The organism is Bacillus sp. E214 (assembly GCF_008087365.1).
Lineage (GTDB): Bacteria > Bacillota > Bacilli > Bacillales > Pradoshiaceae > Pradoshia.
The window spans coordinates 1553588-1580082 of the sequence record NZ_VENN01000001.1; the positions used below are offsets into that span (position 1 = coordinate 1553588).

Consider the following 26495-nt stretch of genomic DNA (forward strand, 5'->3'; position numbering starts at 1 on the left):
CTATATTATAATTAAATAAGTAATGAATATATATTTTTCAAACAATGCTCAGCACTTTGGTTCTTTATAATAGTAATAGGTGATAATTGAGCGTTTAGCTTCACTAACCCTTCATCTCCCATTAAATCTAAGACATCTCTAATCTGCTTTTCACCCCATAAAAATGCTCTTCCAAAATATAAAGTATCAATAATTTCATCAATTGTGATTTCGGTTCTATCTCCCAATAATTCTTCCCATTTGTAAAATAATAAGTAGGAATAAACATACAAAAATTCTTTTCTTAATCGATGCGATGTTAGTGTATATATTTTATCGTCAATTTTAATTAAATTTAAACTACCAAACGATAAATCACTCGTATAACAAGTTCTAAAAGGTGTTAGATTCACACTTGACTCGAATTTACGTTCAACAGACATTTGAATTTGATCATTATTAAAATTACCCATAACTTTCGGAAAAAAATCGTTATATAAGTATGACCATAAAACTGCCGGAGAATATCTATCTACTAGAAATACATGCAATAACAATTTTGTTATATTTTCTACTAGGTATGGGTCTTCACACAAAATTGTTTTTCCAACAGCTGTTAACTCAACCTTATATTTACCAGATACTTTTTCATAAGTAATTAACTTCATGGCAGCCGCATAATAAATATGCGGCTCCACTTTTCCTGATGATTTACCAGTAGGAATAGAAGTCACCTCAGAAATTTCTTCCTTTGTTAAAAAATCTTTACTAGAAGAAGCTAATGACAAAATGCGAATAATTGATTCCGTTTCAGGTGCAAATGTTTGATGAAAGTTCAGATGAAATACATCTACCTCATGATTACTCATTTTTTATTTTTCCTTTCATATAAAGGCGTCACGTCAATTATGTGTTTAGATTTATGACCAAGACTCCCATCAGCTAATCTATTTCCTCCTACAACTATACATTGACCTTTAGCTAATTTAGCAAGTTTAGTAGCCCATATTTTCTGCTCCGTACTGTCAGGACTTAAAAAACTGGCGATATTCCTATTGTCACCTTCTGGAGGTAAAAAGTGAACTTTTTGGCTAGCATTTTGGAATCTAGTAATAGCATCTTTTGTTATCGGATGTTGTAACGATTGTGTAGCAAATAAACCTGACCAGCCAAATTTTCGTCCTTCCGTTAAAATACGTGCACTCGGTGAATTTTCAGACTGATCTAAGTTTTGTGCTTCATCTAAGATAACTGGAAATGGCGTTTCAACGTTACCATGCGATATATTATAACTCCATATATCCCATAAAATGAACTCTGTTAATAATACTTGTGTGAAACGGTCAAAACCTGTTAACTGCACAATAAATACTTTACCATTAGATTTAGGTATATCTTCCCAATCGAATAAATTTTCTGTTGCGAAAGGTTTACGATCAATTAATGGATCAATTTTTGAAAGTACTGTTTTTGCGCTTCCTTTATCTAATAACTCTAGTTCACTTCTTAAATAATCTAGATTCATTTTTTCTCCATATTTTTGTAATCCGTTTAAAGTAGCTTTATAGATAGCATTTTTTTGTTGATCTCCTATACCATTCTTTTTATAAACTGAATAAAAAATACCTGCAACCCTTTCAGCTACGTCAATTTCTGATTCCAAATCAAATTCATCTTCGTCATACTCTTTATAGTTACGCTTAAATGGATTAACAGGAAAACCTGAACGTTGAACATTAAATTGAATAACTCCATCACCCATAGCTTCCTTAAAGTCATCATTTAGTTGGCTTTTCTTAAAACCGTCTGTATAGTCAAATATCAAGGTTGACACACCGTTATTTGCTAACTCTAATAATAAACATTGCATGAAGTATGTTTTCCCAACTCCAGAAGTACCAGTGATTAATAAATGTCTGTTTTCTAATTTCGGATGACCATACTCCCAGTAAATTTCTCTATTAGTTCTTTGTTCTTTCCCTAATAAGATGCGAATTTCATTCAATGGTTTTACATAATCGTTATCTGTATTATCATTTGATGGATCTAACTCTTTTCCAAACTTTTTATCATCTTTATCATCTTTATTATCCAGATGATTCTCCTGTCCTTTTGAATCAATTTCCGATTGGCCATCATTTTTTTTGTTCTCATCATCATTTATAGATTGACCTATTGAATTATTTTTTATCTCTTTAATAGTTTTACCGGGATTTGTTGGTTGTACTTCATAAGGTTCATCTTCGTAATCTACTTTTTCCTTAGTTGACAGTTCTTTCAAGTACTCTTTAAATGAGTTCTCATCGTCTACAAAGATTTCAAACTCTTCATTTAGTGCATTTTCGAATGTAACAGTTTCACGTTGTTCTTCTGGTAATAAACATTTTTGAATATATAACTGACCGTATGCACGGTGTTGTAGTGTAATATCAGTACCTTTTAATAATGATTCCTGTACATTTATTTCTTCTGCATTATAGTCAAGCCAATAGGTCAATAAGGTTGTTTTCCACTCAATAATAAACTCACCGTTCAATATTTTCATTAAGTCACTATTTAACTTTTCACGACTTTGGTCATCATTTGTAAGGTACATTGGTGAAAAGGCAAGGAGTCTATATAATTGAGCAAACCAATAACGACGATCATGATCATTTGAGTCTTTTGAGAATTTTTTTGACAAAAATTCAAAACCGTTTTCTAACTGTCGAACTCCCTTTTCTATATGAGCTGGGTTCTCTTTACCCATTTTGCACTCTACTAAATTTGCTTTAATATGCAACTGCTCTCCTTCATTTCTAACGATTTCTAACTCTAATAAATCTGGTCGATTCGGTTGATCTATAAACCAATGGTTATAAGAATCTAAAGATATAAAACTTTTTAATAAAGTCTCATCTCCAATATGCTCAACATTTAAGGACTGTACTGCGAATAAGGTAGCTAAATAACTATGAATCTCATAATCATATGGATTTAACGCTTTTAATATTTTTATTCCATCAAGTATAACTGAATTATCTAAACAATATTCAGATCCTCTTGAATACATATTTGGATTCCAAGAAGGGAATAATTTACGAAGTCTTGATTCTAAACGATTTTTGATATCTTCTTTCATATCTTTTGAAGCAGAGATAGCAACGTTTAATTCACCATAAACACCTTCGCCAGTTGAAAAACTAATAATATTTTCTTTATTAAAGAGTTGTTTATCTAAACCAGTGTCTATACTAACAACCCATCTCGACTTTTCATGTAGCATTTCTAGTATATGATCCATACCTTTTTGTACTGTTAGCACTTTCTCAACACGATAAAACTCATTTTCTTTTGCAAAATCATTTTCAGACCAAAACACAAGTTGAGAGTGTGCAAATGACGCTTCAAATTGCAATTGACTAATTGAAACTCTTCTTTCATATAAGTCATTCGGAGCTGGAATAGGATTAAATACCATTGGAAATTTCATTTCTGAAGGTGCAATCTTTTTTCCTCTATTAATTTGATATTTAATATCGCTTGTATATAGTAATCCATCAACAAAAGCTAAATCATAAGAATTATATTGTAATTGTTCTTTTAGCTTATCTACTTCTAACGGATTATACGTATTAAAACGTAAATTTAATATAATGTTATCATCTACACTAAACGTATCATCTAACCACATTTTCACATAGTTTTGAGCTTTATAATTTACTTTGGGTGTTAAAATATCAATATTTAATGTGATTTTCCGACTATATTTTTGTTGTTCTTTAATATAGTGTCTTATCCCTTCAATAACTGGATATAAATGTTCAAAGTTAACAAAACATAAGGATAATGAATCTATACTTGAAGGGAATGTTCTTATATATTCTTTAATATGTGCATCAATAATAATAGTCTTAGAATAATTAGATTCCCTCTCTTCTGTAATATCCAATTCATCCATTACACCCTTTTCTATGAGGTATGAACTATCGATAATTTGAGCTCTCGTAGATTCACCATGCAGGGCATAGTAACCTAGCACATGAGAAGGTGCATGATGTATATTTTTCACAGTAATAAGTGTATCTACACCTGATAAAATTTCTGATTTATTTCTATAACGATTAAATTTATCAACAAACATCTTAACATCATTTGTATTAGTATTTATAATTTCTTCTAAAACCAAGTAAAGTCCTCGACGAATAAATGATTGCTGTGCTTCATATTTTTCAAGCATTGCAGGATGGTAAGGAGGGATAATAGCTCCTTGAATTTCCCTATTTAAAGATTCAAAGTCTTCCTCTTCAAGAATAGCGAATAAATTAGATATTAAATAGAAATGCTCTTTTTCATATTGTGGATATGAATTATAAGATTGCCATAATTCATTATAGACCGCTGTATACGTACCAATTAAATCAACAGTATCCATTGATTTATTAATGTTCATTGCACTATAAATACCTTTTTCACTCACCGTATTAATAAACTTCATAAATGGCTTTACTAATCGATACAACTTATATACAACGTTATTTTCTTCTGAACCATTATTACTTGTTTTCTTAAATATTTTTAAAGTATCACGTAAAAGAATCTCTGAGTTGTTAAGCTGAGAATGGAATGATGAAGAATCTGTACTAGTTAATAGATTACCAATATTTTTGCATGTGAAAACAGGCAATTTCATTATGTTATTATCTGAAAGTTCCGCTTTAAAATAAGGTATTAAATTAAACGATTGTAGCCAATAGTCATAAGGTTTAAATAACCATTCGAATAGCCACCTATCACTAATACCAGAAATAGTTATTTCAAAATTAATTTTCGAAACCATACTTGATGATTTACTAAAGTCCAAATTTACAGATGAACTATCTTTTATAGCAAAAGGATCTTCATTATCGCGATATTGTAATTCTACAATGTCTTGTATTTCAACATTTAGGTAATCAAGTAAACCACCTATTGCAATACATAACTCACTCCAACTGTTTTTTTGACCATTGTCAGCCAGTTTTACATTTGTTACATTCATAGTAAGCTTGTCTGAACTATTTAATTCAATAGGTAAACTCGCTATTACTTCAATTAACATTTGTGAATAAGCTTGAATTGGATCACCTTTAATTTTTTTCGCTTTCTCTCTCTTACCTGGTGTACTAGAAGTTTTAACACCTAGGATTTCTATAGTTATTGTTTGGTCAAACTGTGCTAATTTGGGCCGTAAACGATCCAAGTTTTCACCTTTAGCAAAATCTAAGATATCATTACAATATTTTTCATAAGAGCCAAATGAAGCCTGTATTGATACAAGGTATTCCTCAAATTTCCCGTTTTCTCTAAACTTATCAAATTTTTCAAGGAGTTTCTTTTGAGAACTACTACTTAAACCACCTTTATAAGCTTCACGTTTAATGAACTTTATGCCACTATCAAGCAACTTAAAAGAATTACCTTTATAAAGCTCACTTAACAATTTACTGCTTACAGTCTTAATATTAGGAATTCCAAATTCATCCCATAAATTATTCAAAATGAAGTCGACAATTTCATCAACCTCATATAAACCTTTTTCTTGGACTATATCAGCTATATCACTAACCCTAATTAAATCTAAAGGTACATGTTTAAAAATACTAGAAAATAAATTATTAATAATCTTTACAGCGTAATCATCATTTTGGTCAACAGTTTCAAACAGTTCTACAAATTTTTGATTATATTTTGCATTCACATCCTTCGGAGTAATCGAATAAAAATCTTCAAGACCACCTGTATCCTGTACACTTTCAGAAGCAAGTAATACAATAGATTGCTTTTCTGTACCGAACGCATTTCTTAGTTTCGTAAAACGTTGATTGTCACTGACAAATCCCAATTCTTTCAATTGCTTTATTATAGTGGGATATTCGTCTTTCCATGCTTCAACTTTTTCCTCCGAAAGCAGGACTTTTATACCTTTAAATTTTGAAACTAAATATACTGCTACCCCTAAATAAATTGCAGGATGATTAAAATAATCTAATCGAATAAATGACGCATTTGTACTACTATTAATATTTTGTTCAATTAACTTATTTAGCTTGTTAATATAGGTTTTCATTATTATCACCCTTTAAACCGATTTTCTACGATTGATGTAGCATCAGATAAATTTTTCAAGAATCCACAGTTACTAAGTAGCTCAAGGAAAACATGTTCATTCTCGTTAAAATCATTTAAATAAGAGATGTCTCCAAAATGTAATTCCGCTTCTCTTGGACCAATAATAATGTTATAACGCTCATAACATTTTTCTAAGAACGTCGTAAACAATAGTCTTTCGCCTGGTTTAATTAAAGTTAAAACTAAAATTTTCACTAAGTTCTCGTTTAAAGTCATTCGCATATGTGTGCCAGTAGGGGGAATTACCAACCCAATATCTTTTGATAATTTCCTTACTAGTAGACTGGTGTCTTTTGCAGCATTTGTTATAGTATTCTTATTAGCAACATCACGATCTTCATCATAAACTCTGAAAATCGCTCTAAATAAGTTTTCCTCAAGCTGGTCATAGCTTTGAATTGCTTGTTTACGAATGGCACCTTGAGGATTCATAGTCAGATCAATTACCCAAGGTTGTTTTTTTTCAAGATTTAATACCATTCTTGAACGATGTGTCATCATTCGTATAATCTGAAGAGCAATTAACATACCTAGTAACTCAACTTTTTCAAAAGAATCCAGTTCACTGTTTAACAAATTTTGTAGCTCTTTCACAGTATAAGGAGCCACTTTTTCGTACTCTTTGGGAATAACTTCAATAGTTTTAACGATATAGTGAAAATCTTTTTTGTTTTCCGGAGCATCAACTATACATTCCCAATCATTTTGGATGAGATTTGCTAATGTGCTTAACTGAGGAAGTGATGTAACCATTTCTTTTAATTTTTTTGAAATTTCCTCTCTATACTTTGATTCTAATTGATTTAATCCTTGAAGAACATGCAAGTAATATATTTCTCCCCCGCGTGCCATAAACATATGCTGATTAAATTGGAATTTACGGTCAATATCTAAAAAAGAGGAGTCAATTACATTTAAATTATCTGTTCTCGTTTTCTTATTTCCTATTGATTCTGTGAAAATTATTTCTGGAGCTAATGGTAGTAATGACTGCGCAAACCAAGAACGCTTGCCAATAATTGCATTGTAGCCGTAAAATAACTCCTGTATTACATCTAATGCGAAATCTTTGTCATAATTTGAACATTCTACACTTATAGAATTCTTCAAATTATTACGATGGTGTTTTAAGGCGTTACGATCTACCTCAAAACGTTTTTCTAAATCACTACGATTAAAAAATATATAACGCTTTAATCCCATACGAGGTGATGGATAATAATAAATCTGCTTTGATTCATCCGTGGTTTCAATGAAACTAAAACCTTCAGTTTTAATTGTTTCATAATTCACTTCTCCTAAACTCTTTGGAGAGATAAAAACTAATAAAAACTCTAAAAGATATTCATACAAAGTTTGATCTTTATATATACGATGTCCATAAATTTGTATTTGGGGATTTTGTTTATCAATTTCATATCCGCTATATTTAGGAAAGAACTCTAATACCATGTTCATTTTCCTCCTAATTGAAATATAATTTCTTATTTTCTATATCTAACTCAATATCAATAATTTTCGGTCCTCTTAAAGTTTGAATCAGCAATTTTATTACCTCTTCATCATCAGTAAATTTATATTCTCTATATAGTTGAGCTTTTAATTTATATATACCTTGCGACAAAACAGGATTTAATTTTGTCGATAATGATCCATTCGCAATCTGATAAAAGTATTCTAACAAAGGTAACGATAGTATATATTCTTTAGATAGACGATCAAATTTCACTACAATTTGATAAACCGGATTCGTTGAAACAACACTTTCCTTTTCAATTGTTTCAATTGATAAACTTTCATAATCGATTTTCCCTACCAATAAATACACATTTTGATTGTTAAGACCGCTACGTTTTAACGGTAAATACAGTATACTACTTGAAGAAATATCGCCATTATCACCCATAATTAAAATTTGAAGGGCTTTAAAAATAATTTCTTTAAGTTGACGTTTTGCACGCACTCGCATTCCATTTGTACGATAATCTAAATATCTAACAAAAATCGGAGAGTATAAATCTCCGTATAATATTTCTTTTTGCTCATCCGTGATATCTGCAAATAACATTTGCATTCTTCGCATTGCCTTTCGAATTTTTACAGGTGTTTCTCCATATAATAAATGAGTAGTATCATAAATTTGGCGTTTAGTGTAATAGTTCCATATATCCTTAGCTATTGGTTGAACTTCATCTATTAAATTTGAAAAATCTTCTTTCACAAATAACTCTTGATCGAAAATTAACTTCTTTTCATCTAAATTTAAACTTTGAATTTCAGAAATAGATTTAATCTTTTGGGCATCGTTGTTAACATCAATACCTACATAACCAAAAAACAAATTACTAATATGATAGTCAAATAAAATTCTTTGCTGATTAATAACATTAATATTTTGGCATTGGATATTTCCTGTAATGGAATATGACAAATGAGATAAAATTTGTCTAATAGTCAATCGTTTGTCATTATCAGCTAACCAACGATAATAATTCATTGCAAATTGCTTAAAATGCTCTTGGTGCTGTTTTAATGTCTTATAGTTATTATGAATGGGACAGGCTTCCTTTAACTCACATGTGTCTGATCCTTGCCAAAGCTCCTCCTCCAATAAATTATCAATAAGCTTAGATACTATTTCTGTGTTATCGATTAACGCTAGATTAACGACAAGTACAGAAATATCACCAACATTCCCTTCTACAAAGGAATTTTCATCCATTAATTTCAAGATATCCATTTCGATTTCACTTGCACTGAATTTTGAACCATAAAAGTATTTCTTCAGTGCATCTATTAACGTACCTGTGTTAGAAACAATGATACAAGAACCTTCTTCTGAGACAGTTATTACCCCTTGTTTAATACATCCTACCTGCTTATTTGAAACAAGCTCACTCATATCCTTAACATAGTAAATTTTTTTATTGTTATAAGTGTTATCTACATAATCCTCTTCTTTTAATGGAACCCCCGCAGAAATAGCATTAAATTGTCGCAAAATTTGGTATAACAAACTTGTTTTGCCATCACCTGCATGACCAGTTAAAAATATAAATGTTGGTTTTTCTTTGATTTTATCTATCAAGAAATTACCAATATTACTTTCTACTCTTATTTTTTCATAAAAAGGATTTATAAATTGAGATTCAGCAATAGCATTATCATTAGAACTATTAGCATTATTCATAGATTGTAAATAATTAATATAATCAGTATGCATTTTAACTCCCCTGTTTAATTTGGTATTTAAATACTTTTTTATCTTTTATTAATAATTCAATATGCTACTTACTTGAGATACTCCATCTATATATTAAACTATTTTAATCGCAACAAATACTTAATAATATATTCAAAAGAAATTGATTATTAATTGTATAAGCATTACGCTTCACATATTTCATATAGAATTAAGGCCTTTTCAGTAGAAATTTGCTGAAAATGCTCCGTTGATAAAAATCTTTGATTTAGAAATGACTACCAGGGATGATACAATCAATATCAACTAGTTATATGTAAACGCTAAAATAAAAGTTGACCTTCTGTAAAACCCAATGTTAATAGACTAGTGAACTTTGAAGAAATAACTTATTCCTTACCAACAAGATACGCAGGACGAAAAGACGCTCATCTATATACATATTTAAATTATATTGAGATTATAAATAAGGACCACTCTTCAGATTAATAAATTATATCAATATAATTTAGTTTATTCCCTATTTTAATAACAGCTAAACTATTTTTATGTTATTAATCAAGCAATACATCGATCCATCACGGTACTGAATTCTTGCTACCTTTTCTTCAACTCTCTTTTACAATTACGAAGCTGCTCTATATCATTTTGTTTATTACTTAAGTTTCCTTTCAACAGGGGAAGAATACTCACCCCCTCTACCCCTTTTCAAATACAATTTAACTGGTCGATTATATTCGTTTGACATAAATATTCTATGAGAATGTAAACTCTTTTAAATTGACAATATATACTTTATACCATTCGAAAATAAGGGTAAATTTTCCTTTTCCTTATTATATAGAAAAGACAGCTTCTTTTACAGAAAACTGTCTCTTCCACACTACCTAATATCATTTTATAGTTTGAAATAAATTTCTATTCAATTCTATCCCTATAGCTAATAGAATAAAAAGAGCCCGAAAAGAATTTAGCAATCAAGGTCTGATGTATAGGAATTTATATGTCCAATTGTTCTATAATTATTTTATAAAGATATTTACACGCTTCCATTTCAGAGATACCCATGTTCACTATAACCAAATGATTTTGTTGTCGTGTCTCTATCTATTACACCGCCGCTTAATTGGGTTAATTAATAAAACTACCTAACTGAACTTTACTCAATCTTCCATCTCAATCAAAAAGACTTTCTCTTCGAATCCACCACGTTTACCTACCTTTTTCACACGAACCTCTTCCACCTTATCAATATCAGCCCCATGGTATTTACTCAATATATGTATGGTTTCCATTAAATCAGCCAGCTCCTCAATGGCACTCTCATCATCTTTTGCTTCTAAATACTCCTGTAGCTCTTCCTGACATTTTTTTTTAATTCCTTAATTATTCATCATGATCTAGTGTTCTTGTAAAATATTTTTTACCTGATTCCTCTATTATATTGGGGATCAAATCACGAACTAATTTGTTGTGTACTGGCATAATCAATAATTCCAATCCAAAAATGATTTTTTCATTTAATCAATCTATGCGAGATTATATATAGCAAAATAGCCCACTGTAAAAAGGTACTATCTTTCTCAATAATTCTGTTAATATGTTCTCAAAATAGAATCCTAGTAGCTTTCTCATAAGGATATGGCACCATCTTATTCATACTCCTTGTACAATTCATCTGTTTTTTGTCCATCCATCTATCCCCTCACCTTACATCAAAATTCGAAAATCTAAAATTAGATTGTCAGCCAATCATTTAGTGAAATTTTACTGATATAAAAACATCATTTTTATAAGATAAATATTATCTTTGCTAGCCCAAAAAAGTATTTTTAAAATTCTAAAAATATATTGTAAGCGCTTTCTATATAGTGTTAATATATGTTCTATGGATAATGTTTTACTAAATTATCACTTATTTTGAATGATGAGGTAATGGATATGGTGACAATCAAAGACATCGCTAAACTAGCTAATGTTTCTTCTACCACTGTTTCTCGTGTGTTAAATCATGATAAATCATTAATGGTAACTGAAGATACACGGGAGAGGATTTTACAGAATGCTAAGCTGCTTGGATATAAGACAGTTAAGGAAAGAAAACTGAAGAAAGCAAAGATGAAGAAGAAGTACAGTATTTTATTGTTGCTCTGCTTGTCCTCAGAGGAAGAATTAATGGATCCTTATTTTTTATCCATTCGAAAAGGTGTGGAAAGCTCTTTAGTAAAGAATGGTGTAAATAGTTTTGAGGTGGTGCGAATAGATGAAACGATTCATGAACATCAGTTTATGAATAAAGATGGCGCCATCGTCATTGGCAGGATCAGTGATCAAACACTAAAAAAACTAACTCCTAATATGAAAAACTTCGTGTATATCAATCATTCCCCAGATGAAGACCTCTATGACTCTGTCATTATTGACTTTCAAAAGGCCACTAAACTAGCACTGGATCATTTACTTACCAGAGGATACAACCATATTGGTTATATAGGTGGTCTTGAGAAAGAACATCAGGTTGATCGTTCCTACAAAATCGAGGATGAACGGCTCACCACCTTTGAATTCATTTTAAAAGAAAAAGGATTGCTTAAGAAAAAAGATATATATATTGGCGAGTATACGATGGAGTCCGGCTATGCATTAATGAAAGAGGCATTAACGAACAAACTGCCTCAAGCCTTTTTCGTTGCCAGTGATTCTATGGCTATCGGGGCTTTAAAGGCGTTAAAGGAGTCCAATATTTCTGTACCTGAGGAAGTGGCAATCGTCAGCTTCAATGATATTCATATAGCCAAGTTTTCCAGCCCTCCTCTTACTACTGTAAAAGTATTTACGGAGGAAATGGGAGAAACAGGTGTCAACATGCTTTTAGACCGACTAAACGGAAGACAGTTACCTATCAAGGCTGTGCTTCCAACAAAATTAGTAATCAGAGAAAGCTGTTAAGCACACTAACGGAGGTGATTTGGTTAAAGTCATAACAATCTTCCAGATATACATACTGAAAAATAATATGGGATAAGGAGAATAGAATACTATGAAAAAAACATTGAGATTCTTTATTTTACCTGCCTTATTGTTAGTAGCTCTGAATGGTTGTTCGAGCAGCAGCTCTACTGATGAGAAGAAATCAACCCTCACTCTTTTTTCAACCGTAACAAATGAGTCCGACCAAATCGCCTTAGATGAAATAATTGAGAAATTTGAAGAGGAAAACAAAGATATCGATATTAAACAAAACTACCCTGCAAATGACTATGAAAGTATGCTTCGCGTCAAAATGGCCGCAAATGATATGCCAGACTTATTTGATACTCACGGCTGGGCAAAAAATCGATATGCCGAATACGTAGAGGATTTAAGCTCTATGGATTGGGTAGATCGTCTTGATCCATCTTTAAAGCCCTTCTTAATGGATGATGCCGGAAAGGTTTACGCATTTCCCCTCAATCAAGCTAAAGATGGCTTAACCTACAACGCTACTTTACTAGAAGAGTATGGCATTGAACCTCCTGCAACCTTTGATGAATTTATGAGTGCGCTCCAAACGATAAAAGAAAAAGGTAAAGGTGAAGTAACGCCTCTATGGTTTAGTGGTTCTGATAAAAGCTCCTTTGGTCAATACTTCGATCAGTTCGCAACTCCCTTGTTAATAACAGATAGTAAAAATAATCATTCAGAAGAATTATTAAATGGCACATTCAACTGGGACCATTACACGTTTCTGCCTGATAAATTAAAGGAGATGCAGGATAAAGGATATTTAAATGAGGATGTTCTAACGGCTCAACTCCATCAGCAGCCCGAATTGTTGGCCCAAAACAAAATTGGATTTGTCGTCGGCGGAGGCACACAAGGACCAACGGTGGAGGAAATGAATCCAGATGTCAAACTCGGAGTGCTTCCTATGCCGGCAATCCATGAAGGAGATAAACAAAGCTGGATTGGCGGAGAGCGCCATACACTTGCTGTTTGGAAAGATTCCAAGAATAAGGATGCAGCTAAAAAATTTATTGAATTCATGGCAGAGGCTAAAAATGCAAAAGCCATGGCTGAAGGAACTTCTCTTCCCTCCGGCTTAACAGATGTTGAGGCAGATATTTATTACTCCGACTACTTTGCTAAATACCAGGATGTGAAGGTTGAACCTTATTTTGACCGTGTTTACCTGCCAAGTGGGATGTGGGATCCAATGGGTGCAACAGGTCAAGAGTTATTATCGGGGAAAATGAGTCCAGAAGACGTTTCAAATAAAATGGGTGAAGAATATAAACGTCTGTTAGAACAAAAGTAAAACCATCTAACTCTTGAACCGAAAGGAGTTGAACATCTAGTTGGAAGCGCAAGTAGACAGTCAAAAACAGACTAGACCAATCGAAAACGTAAAGATGAAAAGACCTAAATCCAGGCGAAAACCTTCATTAGCATGGATGTATATTCCTTCCTTGCTCGTAGTCTCTTTATTTATTATCTATCCCTTTTTAAATGGGATCCGTATCTCATTTACAGACTGGAATGGATTTTCTCAGACCTTTAAGAACGTTGGATTTGCCCAATATTCTAGAATGCTGCAGGATCCAGACACTTGGTTAATTATGAAAAACACATTGCTGTATGGACTGGGAAGTACATTGTTTCAAAATATCATCGGACTGGGCTATGCCTTATTATTGAATCAAAGCATCCGTTTCCGGACGATCACCCGGACGATTATCTATTTACCTGTTATTATCAGTCCACTAATAATGGGGTACATTTGGTACTTCTTCTTTTCCTTTCAGGGTGGTGCGCTGAATGATTTACTCTTATTTATTGGGATGGATAAAACAAATATTCTGGCTGATCCCAATATCAATAAATGGTTAATCGTATTTGTTAATACCTATCAATATACAGGTGTAGCAATGATTATCTATTTAGCCGGATTACAGAGCATTTCAAAAGATTATTATGAAGCTGCCAATATTGATGGAGCCTCTTCATTACAAAAGTTTAGGACCATTACCCTGCCACTTTTAATGCCTTCTATCACTATTAATATGGTGATTAACATTATTGGTGGACTTAAGCTGTTTGATGTCGTTCTAGCCTTAACCGGAGGTGGACCAGGTAATGCCTCTCAATCCATGTCTACCTATATGTATGATTTATACTTCGATCGCCAGGATGCTGGATATGCGGCAACACAGGGAATCCTAATGGCCTTTGTCATCTTAATTTTAAGTCTGGCAGCCCTCCTATACTTTAAGAGAAAAGAGGTTGAGGCTTGATGGATTATACGTCAAAAAAGAAAAAGTGGTTATTGTCCATTGTGGCTCTAGCTATTGGGTTATTTCATTTGATCCCTTTTTATATCCTTGTAACTACTGCTTTTAAAGAAAGAGGAGATTTTAGTTCGAAATGGGTTTTACCAGAAACGTATTCGTTCGAAAATTTCACTCAAGCATGGGAAACAGCTAATTTAGGGACAGCCTTTATCAACACGGTGATTATTACGTTTTTTTCAGCTTTACTATTAATCTTATTTTCTTCTATGGCTGCCTACCCTTTAGCTAGATTTAAGACCAAGTTAAATAACTTCGTATACATGTTATTAGTAGCTGTAATGGTCATACCTCCTTTAACAGCTTTAGTGCCTCTATACCAATTAGTTGTTGATCTAGGGATGATGAATACCCATGCCATAGCGATATTAAATAATGTTGCTGCTTACACCCCGCTCGCTGTTTTTCTTTACACAGGTTTTATACGATCTACGATTCCAAGAGAACTAGAAGAAGCAGCGAAAATGGATGGAGCCAGTAATATAAAAATTTTCTTTACGATTGTATTTCCATTATTGAAGCCTGTCACAGCATCGATCCTAATCATCTCCTGTGTTTACATATGGAATGATTATCAGTTTGCTATTTTCTTCTTGCAGGCTGATGAAGTTAAAACACTAACCGTCGCTTTGTCCAGTTTCTTTGGGCAAAATTCCAGCAGGCTTAATTTAGTTGCCGCTGCCTCAATCATGGCAGTGATCCCGATGGTTATTTTGTTTCTAGTGCTTCAAAAACATTTTGTTAAAGGTCTTTCAGCTGGTTCAGTCAAGGGATAATCAATTAAAATTGGAGGGATTTTTAAAATGAAAGTAACAATAATCGGTGCAGGAAGTGTTGTTTTTGCCAAAAGACTTATTTCAGATATTCTTAGTTATCCAGAATTAATAGGGACAACCTTCTCATTAATGGACATAAACGAGGATCGATTGCTAACTGCAGAAAAAATGGCCCTTTCTTTAATAGAGCAAAATGGAAACATTGCAACAGTAGAAGCTCATCAAAATCGACGGGACGCATTAAAAGATGCTAGCTATGTGATCAATCTCATACAAGTCGGTATGCATGAATCCACCTTAATTGATTTTGAAATCCCTAAAAAATACGGCCTCAAACAAACCATTGCGGATACACTTGGGGTAGGCGGAGTATTTAGAGCACTGCGGACCATTCCTGTTGTTTTAGACATCTGCAGGGATATGGAGGAAGTTTGTCCAGATGCTCTATTACTAAACTATACAAATCCAATGGCTGCGCTTATCCTCGCCATCGAAAAAGCGACATCCATTAAAACAGTAGGCCTCTGTCATAGCGTACAAAACACCGCGGGAGAATTAGCTGGCTATCTTAATCTTCCAGCAGAAGAACTGGAATATAAGGTTGCAGGAATTAATCATATGGCATGGTTTCTGGAATTAAAGCATAAAGGAAAGGATCTGTACCCTGCTTTGTTCGAGGCAATGAAAGATCCGGTCATTTATAAAAAGGATAAAGTACGCTTTGAAATGATGAATAGACTGAACTACTTCATCACAGAATCAAGTGAGCATCTTTCCGAATACACACCTTATTTCATAAAAAGAGATTCGCTTATTGATGATTTCTCTATTCCGATTGATGAATATATCCGACGAAGCGAAGCTAATTTAAAGCATTTTGAAGAAACGAAAGAGAAAATCGAAAATAATATTCCCCTTAATACAGAGGAAAGTCACGAATATGGGGCTCCGATTATACACTCCATGGAAACAGGTGTTAACCGTGAAATATGGGGAAATGTGTTAAATACCAATTTAATAACGAATCTGCCTAACAATGCCTGTGTTGAGGTCCCTTGCCTGGTCAATAAGCGCGGAATTCAGCCAACCCATATTGGTGATCTGCCTCCGCAGCTTGCCGCTATGAATAGGACAAATATCAATGTGCAGCAGCTGATTGTAGAAGCCGTTCTAACAGGTGACATTGATTATGTGTATCAAGCTGTTATGTTAGATCCTCACTCCTCCTCCGTCCTGTCATTAGAAGAAATTTGGGATATGACGTCCGAATTACTGGACGCACATAAACAGCATTTACCGAAGTTCACCAAAGGGCGACATTTACAATATAAAAAATCAGTCACCATTGGATAGAATTATAAGGACTAAAAAAGGATACATGAACCCATGTATCCTTCCTTTTGGTATTGTCTCCTCTAAATCTACTACGCCCTCTTTAGAAACTCTCAAAAAGGCGAACCGCTCAGTTAAAATAAACCTAGATGATGTCTGTGATAAAGAAATACATTCCCTATGTGAATGTACTTATTTTAATCGTTTTACATTTAATAATTCTTCAATCGGCATTTCGTAAGCACGGTTTCCTAATTCTTTTTTTAGCGCTTCATTGGCATCATATTCTTCCGCTGTAAATGAATCCTCGCGGCCTTTTTTCAAATAGTCATAGAAAATAGGAGGTAAAAAGTCTTCTTTTAACGAAACTTCCACTGCTTCCCCATTTTGTCTTGTGAAAATATAGGCATAGCTGGTCGCACGGTATGGATCGTATTGAGCTACCGGGTAATTCACATCCACTGTATAGACCCCTCTCGTTTTACAACGAGTAATAAACTCAAATACATCACGGAATCCAGGTCCCCCATGCCCCGATTGAACGGAAAGATCATTCCGATTCGGAATCTCGTCTCCAAACAACTCCTGAAAGGCTGCTTCCACTACACGGAACCCAACCCCTAACGCCATATAAGCTGCATAGCCATGATACTTTTTAATATCATCAAAAGAGATTTCAATTAAATCATTACGATCATAAATTTTAATTGTACGCATATTCAGTCCCCTATTCTTAGTTGTTCTCGCAAACTAATTATAGGTAATTTAGAAAAATCACACAAATTATAAGCAACCTTTAACCCTAAATTCCAATATCCGAAATTAGACTTCATTCATCTCCAATATTCCACATAGTATACTTGATCAATCACTACTAGCTTTTGACCACGATAGCCCTGTGCGAGTAGCTTCTGCTGTCCCTTCGTATCGGTCATTTGGCATAATACCGGTTCTCCTTCTCGGTTATTCGAGCTTTCGAGTTCCTTAAAGAAGATATAACGTAAATTCCCTCCATATTTAGGCTTCAATGCAACGATTTCCATTCCTTGAGCAAACTTGTCCTTTAGGCTTGGGATGTTAAACGGAGCAACTGTTGAACATACATATTTATAGGGGTGTTTGCTACGTGCCAGTTCATCCATGATCCATTTTGCCATACGGCGTTGCAGGCTCAATCCACGCCAGTCCGGATCCACATTGCTAATGTCTTGATAAATAACAAAATCCAACTCGCTCTCTGGCAGACCTGCATCGATTCCCAAATGGTCCTCCATCGTATCTGGCACAACTAAAGCGCGGAATGAAATCAATTCTTCCTTAACAAATACGCCGATTAATAGACCATTACCACTCGTTATGTAACGGAACTCCTCTTCTGAAAGAGGCTGAAGGCTCGTTTTATCATCCAGATCCTGTACCACTTTATCCTGCAAACGTAACACAGTTGGAATATCAGTCTCTGTTAAACGGCGAACAACATAAGCTTGTCCGTCGGGAAACATGCCTTTATCGATCATCAAAGTCTCTCCTTTCATTGAACAACATCTCTGTGAACGGTCAATTCTGTAAGTATATCTTCATTCACATCAATTCCGAGACCGCTTTTTTCATTTAATTCAATGAACGGGACATCATAGTGCAAATTCCCAACATCTTTTGCAAATTTTAAAGGTCCTGTCAACTCAACGGATGTGATGATTTTCTTGGAGAAAGCAACATGAAATCCAGCGGCCGAGCCAATGGACGATTCGACCATCGACCCGATTTGACACTCGATTCCAGCCATTTCCGCTTGATTGGCAAGCTTCACAGCTGGATGGATACCTCCACATTTCATAAGCTTTATATTGATTTTATCAGCGGCTTTCTTTTGGATAACCTCTCTCATATCCTTTATACCTTTTAGACCTTCATCAACCATTAATGGCAGGCGTGCTTTCTTTTTCAAATCAGCCATCCCCTCAAGATCATCAGCCAGCACTGGTTGCTCGAGCCAGTCTATTTGCAGTTCTTCAAGAGACGGGAGAGCCCTCAATGTATTGGAGCTATTCCTCCAACCTTGATTAACATCGACACGAATGGCGATTTCATTTCCCACTGCCCTGCGAACAGCTCGAATTCGTTCCATATCCTGCTCTACCTGTTTGCCAACTTTCATCTTAAAGGAAAGATATCCCTCAGACACCTTCCGCACCGCTTCTTCCGCCATGGCAGCTGGTTCCTGAATACTTAGTACATGGGTGATTGGAAAACGATCATGATAACGTCCTCCAATCAGCTGATAAACCGGTACCCCCAGTTTCTTGGCCACTAGGTCATGACAGGCAATATCAATAGCCGCCTTTGCTGCAGGGGCTCCGTATACCGTTTTATTCATTCGCTCATGTATACGTTCGAATTCGCCTGGATCCTGACCAATTAGAAGCGGTGCTAATGTATGCTTGAGAAGGCTATACGTACTCTCCCATGTCTCTCCTGTTACATGTTCATCTGCAACCGCTTCCCCAAAACCAATAAAACCGTCATCACTTTCCATTTTCACAATGATGGAAGGCATATCGTGATATGTATGATAGCTGACAACGAATGGGTCATGAAGAGGCAGGCGGATGGCATATAGTGAAATAGCTTTAATCATATGAAGGACCCCTTATACTGTAATTGTATCCTCTTTTTGCTGTTTAAGTTCTTTTTCTATCTTTGCTCTTTCTTGATCACTCATTTTTTCAATTGAAAACCCTGTTATCGCATAAAGAATCGCAATAATCGGCACGGAAAAGTTCAAAATCGCGTATGGGGCATATTCAAATACACTTACACCAAGAGTACCGAAGATAAAGACACCACATGTATTCCATGGGATGAAAACAGACGTTAGCGTCCCTCCATCCTCAAGCGCCCTGGATAGATTTCTGGAAGATAGTCCTTTATCACGATACGCTTTTGAAAACATACGTGCCGGAATGACAATGGAAATATACTGTTCGGAGCAGGTTGCGTTTGTAGCAAAACAAGATAATATCGTAGAAATAATGAGACTTTTTGCAGTTTTTGCCAATTTAAGAATTTGTGAAACGATTGCGTTCAGCATTCCCGTATGCTCGAGCATGCCTCCGAATGTCATTGCCACGATGGCCATGGATACCGTGTACATCATATTGTCCAAACCGCCGCCATTGAAGAGATCATCCACCATGGAATTACCGGTTTCAATTACATACCCTGCTTGCAGAGCTGAAATAGCATCAGCAAATGTATCCCCCTGTACGAATACCTGAGTAAGGAAGCCCAAAAGAACCCCAATCACCAAGCCAGGTATGGCTGGTACTTTTTTTGCCACCAAAATAATGACGATAAGTGGAATCAGTAATAAGAAAGGAGAAATAAGGAACTCATCCTGCAAGACAGCTAGTGTTTGTTCAATATCAGTTGTACTCACACCGCCTTTACCGAAGTCACGCCCCAAGAACCAAAATACACCTAACGAAATGATTAGGCCTGGGATCGTTGTGTAAAACATGTGGCGAATATGTACAAATAAATCCGTGCCGGTCAATCCGGCTGCTAAATTGGTTGTATCCGATAATGGTGACATTTTATCCCCAAAATAGGCACCTGATATAATTGCTCCCGCAATCATCGGGGCCGGTATCCCAATACTTAAACCAATCCCCATCCCAGCTACCCCAATCGTTCCCATAGTTGACCAGGAACTACCGATGGCAACGGAAACAATACAACAAATGAGCATAATCGACACCAGGAAAAGAGACGGACTGATGATCTTCAATCCATAATAAATCATGGTAGCGACCACACCACTGCCAATCCATGATCCAATTACCAGACCGATTAACATAATGATGATTACAGCAGGTAATGCTAAACGAATTCCATTGTACATGGCCTCTTCAAGCTCGTCCCATTTGTAGCCGGCCATCCATGCCACAAGTGCGGCCGTGATTGTACCAACAATCAACGGGATATGTGGTCCCTCTTCAAAAACAATAATTGTAATAGCCATAACTGCTATCAGCACTACTAACGGTATAATTGCCAGCCCAAAAGATATTTTTCTCTCCATCTGTTCTCCCCCTGTTTGAATTTAATCCGTAATGAAACCTTATTTATTCTTTTATGTGGACAAGCTGCATCGCTTCCGCAAGTACCCTTGCCCCGAGATCTAAGATGTCTGTTTGTATCTGCATTTTGGGATGGTGCAGTCCCGGGCTAACCTGGGCACCGATTCCGATCATAGTTGTTTGTACATCTGGATGCTTCCGGCTATAAAAATGAAAATCATCGCTTCCAGACGTGATGATTGGCTCTTCTAAAGCTTCTTCTCCGGCAACTTTTATGATTGATTCCCTTGCAGACCTTTCTGGCTCTTTTGAAACAGTGGCTCCTGGAGTATAATCCTTCCATTCATAATCAATGTGTACACCAAAGAGCTCAGCTATCCGATTTAAACCAGTCGCGATAGAATCGATCATTGCATCTAAAACAGCATTACACTGCGCACGGACATCAATCGCAAATGAGCCATTACCTGGGATAATATTAGTGTTTTGCCCGCCAGCTATCATTTTAGTCAGCTTAATAGAATAGTTCTCTGCAGGATCAGCATATAAAGTTGCCAGATAACCATGGATGGCAACCATCACATCAATCGCACTTTTCCCCTGATGCGGCCTTGCCCCATGTGCATCAGTACCTCTGATTTTCCCTTCGAGGAAGATACAGGCTCCGTGGTGGATAGAAGGAGTAAACTGACCATATGCTAGTTCATCTTCTGGACGCACATGCATACCAAACAATACCGACACGCCCTCCATTGCACCTCGCTTAATCATCCATAACGAGCCATTTCCCTTCTCCTCGGCCGGCTGAAAAATAAAACGATATTTACGATTCAGCGGCTGTTCCCTCAAATAGAGAATCGCACCGAGTGCCATGGCGATATGGGCATCATGCCCACATGAATGATTCGCTTGCATGATACCTCCAACTTCCTGCCATAGCGCATCAATATCTGCTCTCAGCGCCACTGCACCACTACCTTCTCCCAATTCTGCAATTAATCCGGTACAATCAGAAAAACGTTCGTAACGAACCCCAAAACTATCCAATATCTCGGCAATTGTATTGGTTGTTTCGAATTCCTTTCCGCTGATTTCGGGATGTTCATGAAAATGATGATACCACCCCAAAATTTGTTCCTCATAGCTCATCATGCATCACTCTCCTAACAATCCCCTTATTCTGCCATAACGTTTTCCAGCATATCACTCCACCTGTCAGAGGATTCATTGAACACAGTTGCTCCTATCATTTGCAAAGCCCCAGAGAAAAAAGAACCAGGTAAACCCTACATAAACAAGCATTTCTCCCATTTATTCAGGTAAATTCATACTTGGAGTGCTTCTGACTGTCGATAAGATACCATGTATTGAAATGCTTAAAAAACATTTTATCAAAAAATTCAAATAATTTCTTGTTTAATCCATTCTTTACAAATAAAGTTTCCTATTTAGGTTGGCAAACCCTTATAAATTAGTAACAAAGTCCCACCTTTGCTAATTAACCCGCTAACAGGAGGTATATGATAAACAATTTGTCATCCACACGAAAAAGGACCTGTTCAAAGGTCATTTTCCATAGACTTTTGAGCAGGTCCTTCCTTATATTAATAATCCAGTATTAGTTAAATAATTTTTTAAATTTTTCATTCGAATCTACTACTCTAATCTCAATTTGTATTTTTTTCATTCCCCTATGTATTTACTTAACTTTGCTGACTCCATCATCATGTCCCTGTTAATGACCTTTTGCTCTTTCAATTGCCTGTTTCATGTCTTTTACTGGATTCCTTATTAAATTTCCATGCCCGACTGCCAGTAAAGAAGGTTTATAATCCAACAAATTTTCAACTGACTCGATTGCTTTTTCTTTATTCCAGGTTGCCAATGCCGGGAAAGGAAAACTCCATCGCGTATCACCAGCTACAGCTATTCCGCCCTTTGTTTGAAGAGCATCTCCGACTATTAAACTATGATCCCTAATATCTAAATACGACATCATTCCTGGAGTATGACCCGGGGTATGAATGGCTATCAACGATCCAATCCGATCACCATCCTGTAATAGGGTATCCGGATTTGTCTTTATATTTTTGGGAATACCGCCTTTTATAGGCATATTCCCTTCACCTTCCTCTAACGATGCATCTCCTTTTAGAATTTTCAGCTCTCGTCTGGGAATTAATACTTCAACGTCTTGAAGCTCCTGAGTAAGTCCATCAAGAGCCCCTACATGATCAGTGTGTGCATGTGTTAACACTATTTTCTTAATCGGCTTTCCTATACCCTTTGCTGTCTTTAAAATTGCTTTTTTACAAAAAGGAAGTCCTGCATCGATTACGATTAAATGCTCCTCTTCTTCGATAAGATAACAATTAACAGGAAAAAGATTTGGCATAAAGGAAAGCTGGTAAAGATTATTTATCTTTGTTAATCTCATTAAAACTCCTCCAACTTATATTTTGGGTTATATATTGAATCTAAGGAAAAACAAGGTGAGTGAAAGAAATTTTCTGGAAGGTGAAATATAATTCCGGCGATTGAGACAAAATGTGAGCAAAACATCGTGATTTGCTGGGATAAGGAGGGTTTTGGACGAAAGATTCGACCCATATCAGCGCTACGACTGAGGGAACAATCGCGGCAACACGGAACGTAAAAATTCTGGGGACCAACTTACCCCAATGAAAGAGGTAATCAGGCGGTAATAGGATGGCTCACATCTTTTCAGAAGACCATTTGTGATTGTCTCTTTTATTCTATCTAGTCTATTAACGCCCGATTATCGAATAACAGGACATACGTATTTCGTCGAGAACATTTGTATAGATTTACTCGCTAGATTGATTACTTTTACTCAGGAAACTCAATGACTTGTCGCAACTCAATTTGACCTTCACCAAATCCTTGTGGATCAGGCATTCGCTTAGCCCATTCGATGGCTTCTTCCCTGGACTTCACATCAATGAGAATAAATCCCGCAATCACTTCATTCGTTTCCGAAAAAGGTCCATCGGTGACCACTGGCTTTTCTCCCGGCTTAGGATATGAAAAGCGAACCCCATTTGAACTTGGATGAAGTCCTTTCGCCATAACCCGCACGCCAGCCTTTACTAATTCCTCATTGTAGGTTGACATGGCTTCCCTGAGTTCCTGGCTTGGAAGATTCCCAGCTTCTGAATTCTTTGAAGCTTTAACAATAATCATAAACAGCATGAAATAGCCCTCCTTCATTTATTAAGGGAAAATCCCCTGTTTTTCATTGTTCATACAACGAATCTGCCCTTCAAAAGCAATCACTATCAATATTCAATAAAGTCAAAGGATATTCCTTCCTGCATGCTCACCTGCTCCTTTATTTTCACTTTTGTTATAAAGGTCAGGTATTTAGTTGTACTTCAATTAACTGACCTTTTCATAATGTTTAATTCCGTTTGAAATGAATCATTATTGATTTTTCATTTATTACAGGAATGCTGCCCCTTTAGTAACATAAAGAGTTCAACAGAACGGGGCAGTTCACCCTTGGATCAACGCTCCCGTTTATAAATTTCACTACGCTCACTCCACAACTTTTTAGCTACATCAGTTGGAAGGTAAAGAAATTGAGCGATTAAACTAGTATGAGAATCTATCAAGAATTATATAACCGCATAAAAAAGCAGGAGAAGTTAGCCTGATTTTTTATTTTTTGTGTGTTTCCTTCCTTTTTTTCGAATGAATTATCAAAGAAGTTATTATGAGACCTGCTAACGAAACTAAGGCTACATACAGAAAAACAGGTAAATCAATATCTCTTGTTTTATTTCCTAAATACACAGCTAAGCTAGATAGTGTTACTGTAAAAAAAGCATTATTAATACTTTTAATATATTTAATCATCTACTCACCCTTACATTCCACAATATGTATAGTTCAGATATTCCTTCTTGAACTAAACTGCCCATTTAGCAGCATAAGAAAAGACCATCAATTTGACAGCCTTGATCTTCTGCTATTGCCTCGTTAGTTTATGTATGTTGTGGTCTTTCGAAAATTAGTTCATAGTAAGTACCTACCGCAACCCCGGAAGTTACGAAATCAGGAGCGAAAATCTGAACAAATCTCCAACCTTCTTTTGCGTGATTTTTAATTAATTCTCGATAATCTTCAGTAGGTTTCCCTGATAATCTTTTAAATTCGACTTTCACAAACTTATATTCATACATACTTATTCCTCCTACTACTGTTTATAAATAATTGATAAATAGCTACTTAAAGTTGTTACTTGGATAATAAAGACTTTATATTTTTTATATATACAAATATAGAAATTATACTAATGATTAAATAGTAAATACCTATTATAGACAAAGCATCTGTTGCTACCATTGCAATTTCTTTATTTAGAATCATTGCCCTCCATACGAAAGAACTGACGATAAATATTATTGGAAATACCACAAAATAACCAGCAAAGTATAATTTAACTTTCTTATTACTATCCAAATAAACACCATCCTGTAATAAAATTTAATAAACCTCTCCACCACCACACTAACCATAATATACCATATATTATTGATATAACCTGCCCCATTTCTACAATAAGGAATTCAACAAAAAAGAGCATTAATCCTCCTTGATCAATGCCCCCGTTAGCTTAATAAAGCTTTTTTAATTCATTGACTAAGAATTCTTTATGATGATGAGATAAATCAAGCAATTCAAGGCTCCTAGTATTAATTAACTCAGTTAGGGTATGTACTTCATCCCACGCCGACTCGTAAAGAGACCTGTCAATAATTCCATTTAAAAGAGCCTCTTCAAGCTCATCACCATCTTTTTGAATTACTTCACCAGAAGGCAACAAAATGATATCTAAATATAAATCATCCCAATAAGGGATATCATTTTCTACACCATTTTCAAGGCAAACATCAATATACCATTGCACGATATTTCCGTTATTATCGAACATTGTTGTTACTGAATGCTTTTTTTCTAAGGGGAATTGTTGAAGCCACATATAGCCATCATCAACAATACATATATTCTGTTCCTCATATCGAAAGGATAATGGTTCAGCAACTTTCATTAGTTGCAATAAAGTTATATAGCCCTTGAATTTTTTGGTATCAAGAAACGCTTGGGCATATTTTTTATCCAAGACACGTTTCCATCTTGAACGATTTGCATATTTTCTCTTTATCATTTCCATCCCCACTCCAACAGAAAATCACCTGTTTATTACATTTAGTCTAAAGTAAATCACTATAATAAGGCGGTTTCTTCTTCCGCTAAACTGCCCCGTTAGCTGAATTACAAAAAAAGAGCTGATCTCAGCCCTTGATATTGAAGTAATGCCCCTGAACCAAACCTGTTACATTAACTGATCGCCTTTTATGTTTTACTTATTTTTCAGACAAAAACCAGAAAATAAGATATAATTAACACCTTATGATTTTAATTAAGGAGCTGACAATGTGGAAGATGAACTAATTTTTAAAAGCTATTCTAGGCTGTTATTAAGAGATTTAAAAGACGTAAAAGAGGCTCTTATGGCAAAAGACTATGAGACAGCTGAGAAACTCTTAAATGAGCTTATAAACGATACTCAGAAAGACGTAGAGAGTGGCAATTAAACTAACGTTTTGGATATTCATCCACC

At 35.1% G+C, this 26495-nt stretch carries 19 protein-coding genes and 1 pseudogene; 6 read left to right on the forward strand and 14 right to left on the reverse strand.

Annotation, left to right across the window (positions count from 1 at the left end):
• Positions 1–11 precede the first annotated feature (11 nt).
• The 5 genes and pseudogenes from FHY47_RS07200 to FHY47_RS07220 form a co-directional block, all read right to left on the reverse strand.
• Positions 12–848, reverse strand: a complete 837-nt coding sequence (locus tag FHY47_RS07200) for a DUF4007 family protein (protein ID WP_148629978.1) — start codon at positions 846–848, stop codon at positions 12–14.
• Positions 845–6067, reverse strand: a complete 5223-nt coding sequence (locus FHY47_RS07205) for an ATP-binding protein (RefSeq protein ID WP_148629980.1) — start codon at positions 6065–6067, stop codon at positions 845–847. Before FHY47_RS07205 ends, FHY47_RS07200 begins: the two co-directional genes overlap by 4 nt.
• A 5-nt stretch (positions 6068–6072) precedes the next feature.
• Entirely contained in the window at positions 6073–7581 is a 1509-nt protein-coding gene (locus FHY47_RS07210; RefSeq protein ID WP_139892373.1) for a hypothetical protein, read from the reverse strand.
• A 13-nt stretch (positions 7582–7594) separates the two neighbouring features.
• Positions 7595–9352, reverse strand: a complete 1758-nt coding sequence (locus tag FHY47_RS07215) for a hypothetical protein (protein ID WP_139892374.1) — start codon at positions 9350–9352, stop codon at positions 7595–7597.
• Positions 9353–10494: 1142 nt separating this feature from the next.
• Positions 10495–10816 (reverse strand): annotated as a pseudogene (locus tag FHY47_RS07220) (pyrophosphohydrolase domain-containing protein).
• A 456-nt stretch (positions 10817–11272) separates the two neighbouring features.
• Here FHY47_RS07220 and FHY47_RS07225 point away from each other — a divergent pair.
• The 5 genes from FHY47_RS07225 to melA all read left to right on the forward strand — a co-directional run bounded on the left by FHY47_RS07225 (position 11273) and on the right by melA (position 16787).
• Positions 11273–12280, forward strand: coding sequence for a LacI family DNA-binding transcriptional regulator (locus FHY47_RS07225; protein WP_148629983.1), 1008 nt, complete (start codon positions 11273–11275; stop codon positions 12278–12280).
• Positions 12281–12371: 91 nt separating this feature from the next.
• On the forward strand, positions 12372–13628 hold the full coding sequence (locus FHY47_RS07230) for an ABC transporter substrate-binding protein (RefSeq protein ID WP_148629985.1): 1257 nt from the start codon (positions 12372–12374) through the stop codon (positions 13626–13628).
• Positions 13629–13722: 94 nt separating this feature from the next.
• A complete protein-coding gene (locus FHY47_RS07235) occupies positions 13723–14604 on the forward strand; it encodes a carbohydrate ABC transporter permease (RefSeq protein WP_148630296.1) in 882 nt (293 codons plus the stop codon).
• A complete protein-coding gene (locus tag FHY47_RS07240) occupies positions 14604–15434 on the forward strand; it encodes a carbohydrate ABC transporter permease (protein WP_148629987.1) in 831 nt (276 codons plus the stop codon). The genes FHY47_RS07235 and FHY47_RS07240 overlap by 1 nt, the downstream gene beginning before the upstream one ends.
• Positions 15435–15461: 27 nt before the next feature.
• Positions 15462–16787 (forward strand): alpha-glucosidase/alpha-galactosidase, encoded by a 1326-nt coding sequence (melA, locus tag FHY47_RS07245; protein ID WP_148629989.1) that lies wholly within the window; start codon positions 15462–15464, stop codon positions 16785–16787.
• A gap of 171 nt (positions 16788–16958) precedes the next feature.
• Here melA and FHY47_RS07250 read toward each other — a convergent pair whose 3' ends face one another.
• From FHY47_RS07250 to FHY47_RS07290, 9 genes are all read right to left on the reverse strand, one after another.
• Entirely contained in the window at positions 16959–17483 is a 525-nt protein-coding gene (locus FHY47_RS07250; RefSeq protein ID WP_148629991.1) for an FmdE family protein, read from the reverse strand.
• Between the two features lie 116 nt (positions 17484–17599).
• The gene (locus FHY47_RS07255; RefSeq protein ID WP_148629993.1) at positions 17600–18283 is read right to left on the reverse strand and encodes a GNAT family N-acetyltransferase; all 684 of its coding nucleotides are present in this window, start codon (positions 18281–18283) and stop codon (positions 17600–17602) included.
• 14 nt (positions 18284–18297) lie between these two features.
• The gene (locus FHY47_RS07260; protein ID WP_148629995.1) at positions 18298–19404 is read right to left on the reverse strand and encodes a mandelate racemase/muconate lactonizing enzyme family protein; all 1107 of its coding nucleotides are present in this window, start codon (positions 19402–19404) and stop codon (positions 18298–18300) included.
• Positions 19405–19416: 12 nt separating this feature from the next.
• Positions 19417–20850 (reverse strand): Na+/H+ antiporter NhaC, encoded by a 1434-nt coding sequence (gene nhaC / locus FHY47_RS07265; RefSeq protein ID WP_148629997.1) that lies wholly within the window; start codon positions 20848–20850, stop codon positions 19417–19419.
• A gap of 43 nt (positions 20851–20893) precedes the next feature.
• Positions 20894–22000, reverse strand: coding sequence for an amidohydrolase (locus FHY47_RS07270; protein ID WP_316245995.1), 1107 nt, complete (start codon positions 21998–22000; stop codon positions 20894–20896).
• Positions 22001–22583: 583 nt separating this feature from the next.
• The gene (locus tag FHY47_RS07275; protein ID WP_148629999.1) at positions 22584–23285 is read right to left on the reverse strand and encodes an MBL fold metallo-hydrolase; all 702 of its coding nucleotides are present in this window, start codon (positions 23283–23285) and stop codon (positions 22584–22586) included.
• Positions 23286–23698: 413 nt separating this feature from the next.
• On the reverse strand, positions 23699–24061 hold the full coding sequence (locus FHY47_RS07280; RefSeq protein ID WP_148630001.1) for a YciI family protein: 363 nt from the start codon (positions 24059–24061) through the stop codon (positions 23699–23701).
• A gap of 794 nt (positions 24062–24855) precedes the next feature.
• Positions 24856–25053, reverse strand: a complete 198-nt coding sequence (locus FHY47_RS07285; RefSeq protein ID WP_148630004.1) for a DUF4177 domain-containing protein — start codon at positions 25051–25053, stop codon at positions 24856–24858.
• A 434-nt stretch (positions 25054–25487) separates the two neighbouring features.
• Positions 25488–26039, reverse strand: coding sequence for a ribonuclease FAU-1 family protein (locus FHY47_RS07290; protein ID WP_187393449.1), 552 nt, complete (start codon positions 26037–26039; stop codon positions 25488–25490).
• A 271-nt stretch (positions 26040–26310) separates the two neighbouring features.
• Between FHY47_RS07290 and FHY47_RS18900 the strand changes: the two genes are divergently transcribed.
• Positions 26311–26469: a hypothetical protein gene (locus tag FHY47_RS18900; RefSeq protein WP_187393450.1), complete on the forward strand. Its 159-nt coding sequence runs from the start codon at positions 26311–26313 to the stop codon at positions 26467–26469.
• Positions 26470–26495: the final 26 nt, after the last annotated feature.

Coding starts and splice junctions, on each gene's coding strand:
- FHY47_RS07200 (WP_148629978.1), bottom strand. CDS start 848: ATGAGTAATCATGAGGTAGATGTATTTCATCTGAACTTTCATCAAACA.
- FHY47_RS07205 (WP_148629980.1), bottom strand. CDS start 6,067: ATGAAAACCTATATTAACAAGCTAAATAAGTTAATTGAACAAAATATT.
- FHY47_RS07210 (WP_139892373.1), bottom strand. CDS start 7,581: ATGGTATTAGAGTTCTTTCCTAAATATAGCGGATATGAAATTGATAAA.
- FHY47_RS07215 (WP_139892374.1), bottom strand. CDS start 9,352: ATGCATACTGATTATATTAATTATTTACAATCTATGAATAATGCTAAT.
- FHY47_RS07225 (WP_148629983.1), top strand. CDS start 11,273: ATGGTGACAATCAAAGACATCGCTAAACTAGCTAATGTTTCTTCTACC.
- FHY47_RS07230 (WP_148629985.1), top strand. CDS start 12,372: ATGAAAAAAACATTGAGATTCTTTATTTTACCTGCCTTATTGTTAGTA.
- FHY47_RS07235 (WP_148630296.1), top strand. CDS start 13,723: ATGAAAAGACCTAAATCCAGGCGAAAACCTTCATTAGCATGGATGTAT.
- FHY47_RS07240 (WP_148629987.1), top strand. CDS start 14,604: ATGGATTATACGTCAAAAAAGAAAAAGTGGTTATTGTCCATTGTGGCT.
- melA (WP_148629989.1), top strand. CDS start 15,462: ATGAAAGTAACAATAATCGGTGCAGGAAGTGTTGTTTTTGCCAAAAGA.
- FHY47_RS07250 (WP_148629991.1), bottom strand. CDS start 17,483: ATGCGTACAATTAAAATTTATGATCGTAATGATTTAATTGAAATCTCT.
- FHY47_RS07255 (WP_148629993.1), bottom strand. CDS start 18,283: ATGATCGATAAAGGCATGTTTCCCGACGGACAAGCTTATGTTGTTCGC.
- FHY47_RS07260 (WP_148629995.1), bottom strand. CDS start 19,404: ATGATTAAAGCTATTTCACTATATGCCATCCGCCTGCCTCTTCATGAC.
- nhaC (WP_148629997.1), bottom strand. CDS start 20,850: ATGGAGAGAAAAATATCTTTTGGGCTGGCAATTATACCGTTAGTAGTG.
- FHY47_RS07270 (WP_316245995.1), bottom strand. CDS start 22,000: ATGATGAGCTATGAGGAACAAATTTTGGGGTGGTATCATCATTTTCAT.
- FHY47_RS07275 (WP_148629999.1), bottom strand. CDS start 23,285: ATGAGATTAACAAAGATAAATAATCTTTACCAGCTTTCCTTTATGCCA.
- FHY47_RS07280 (WP_148630001.1), bottom strand. CDS start 24,061: ATGCTGTTTATGATTATTGTTAAAGCTTCAAAGAATTCAGAAGCTGGG.
- FHY47_RS07285 (WP_148630004.1), bottom strand. CDS start 25,053: ATGTATGAATATAAGTTTGTGAAAGTCGAATTTAAAAGATTATCAGGG.
- FHY47_RS07290 (WP_187393449.1), bottom strand. CDS start 26,039: ATGATAAAGAGAAAATATGCAAATCGTTCAAGATGGAAACGTGTCTTG.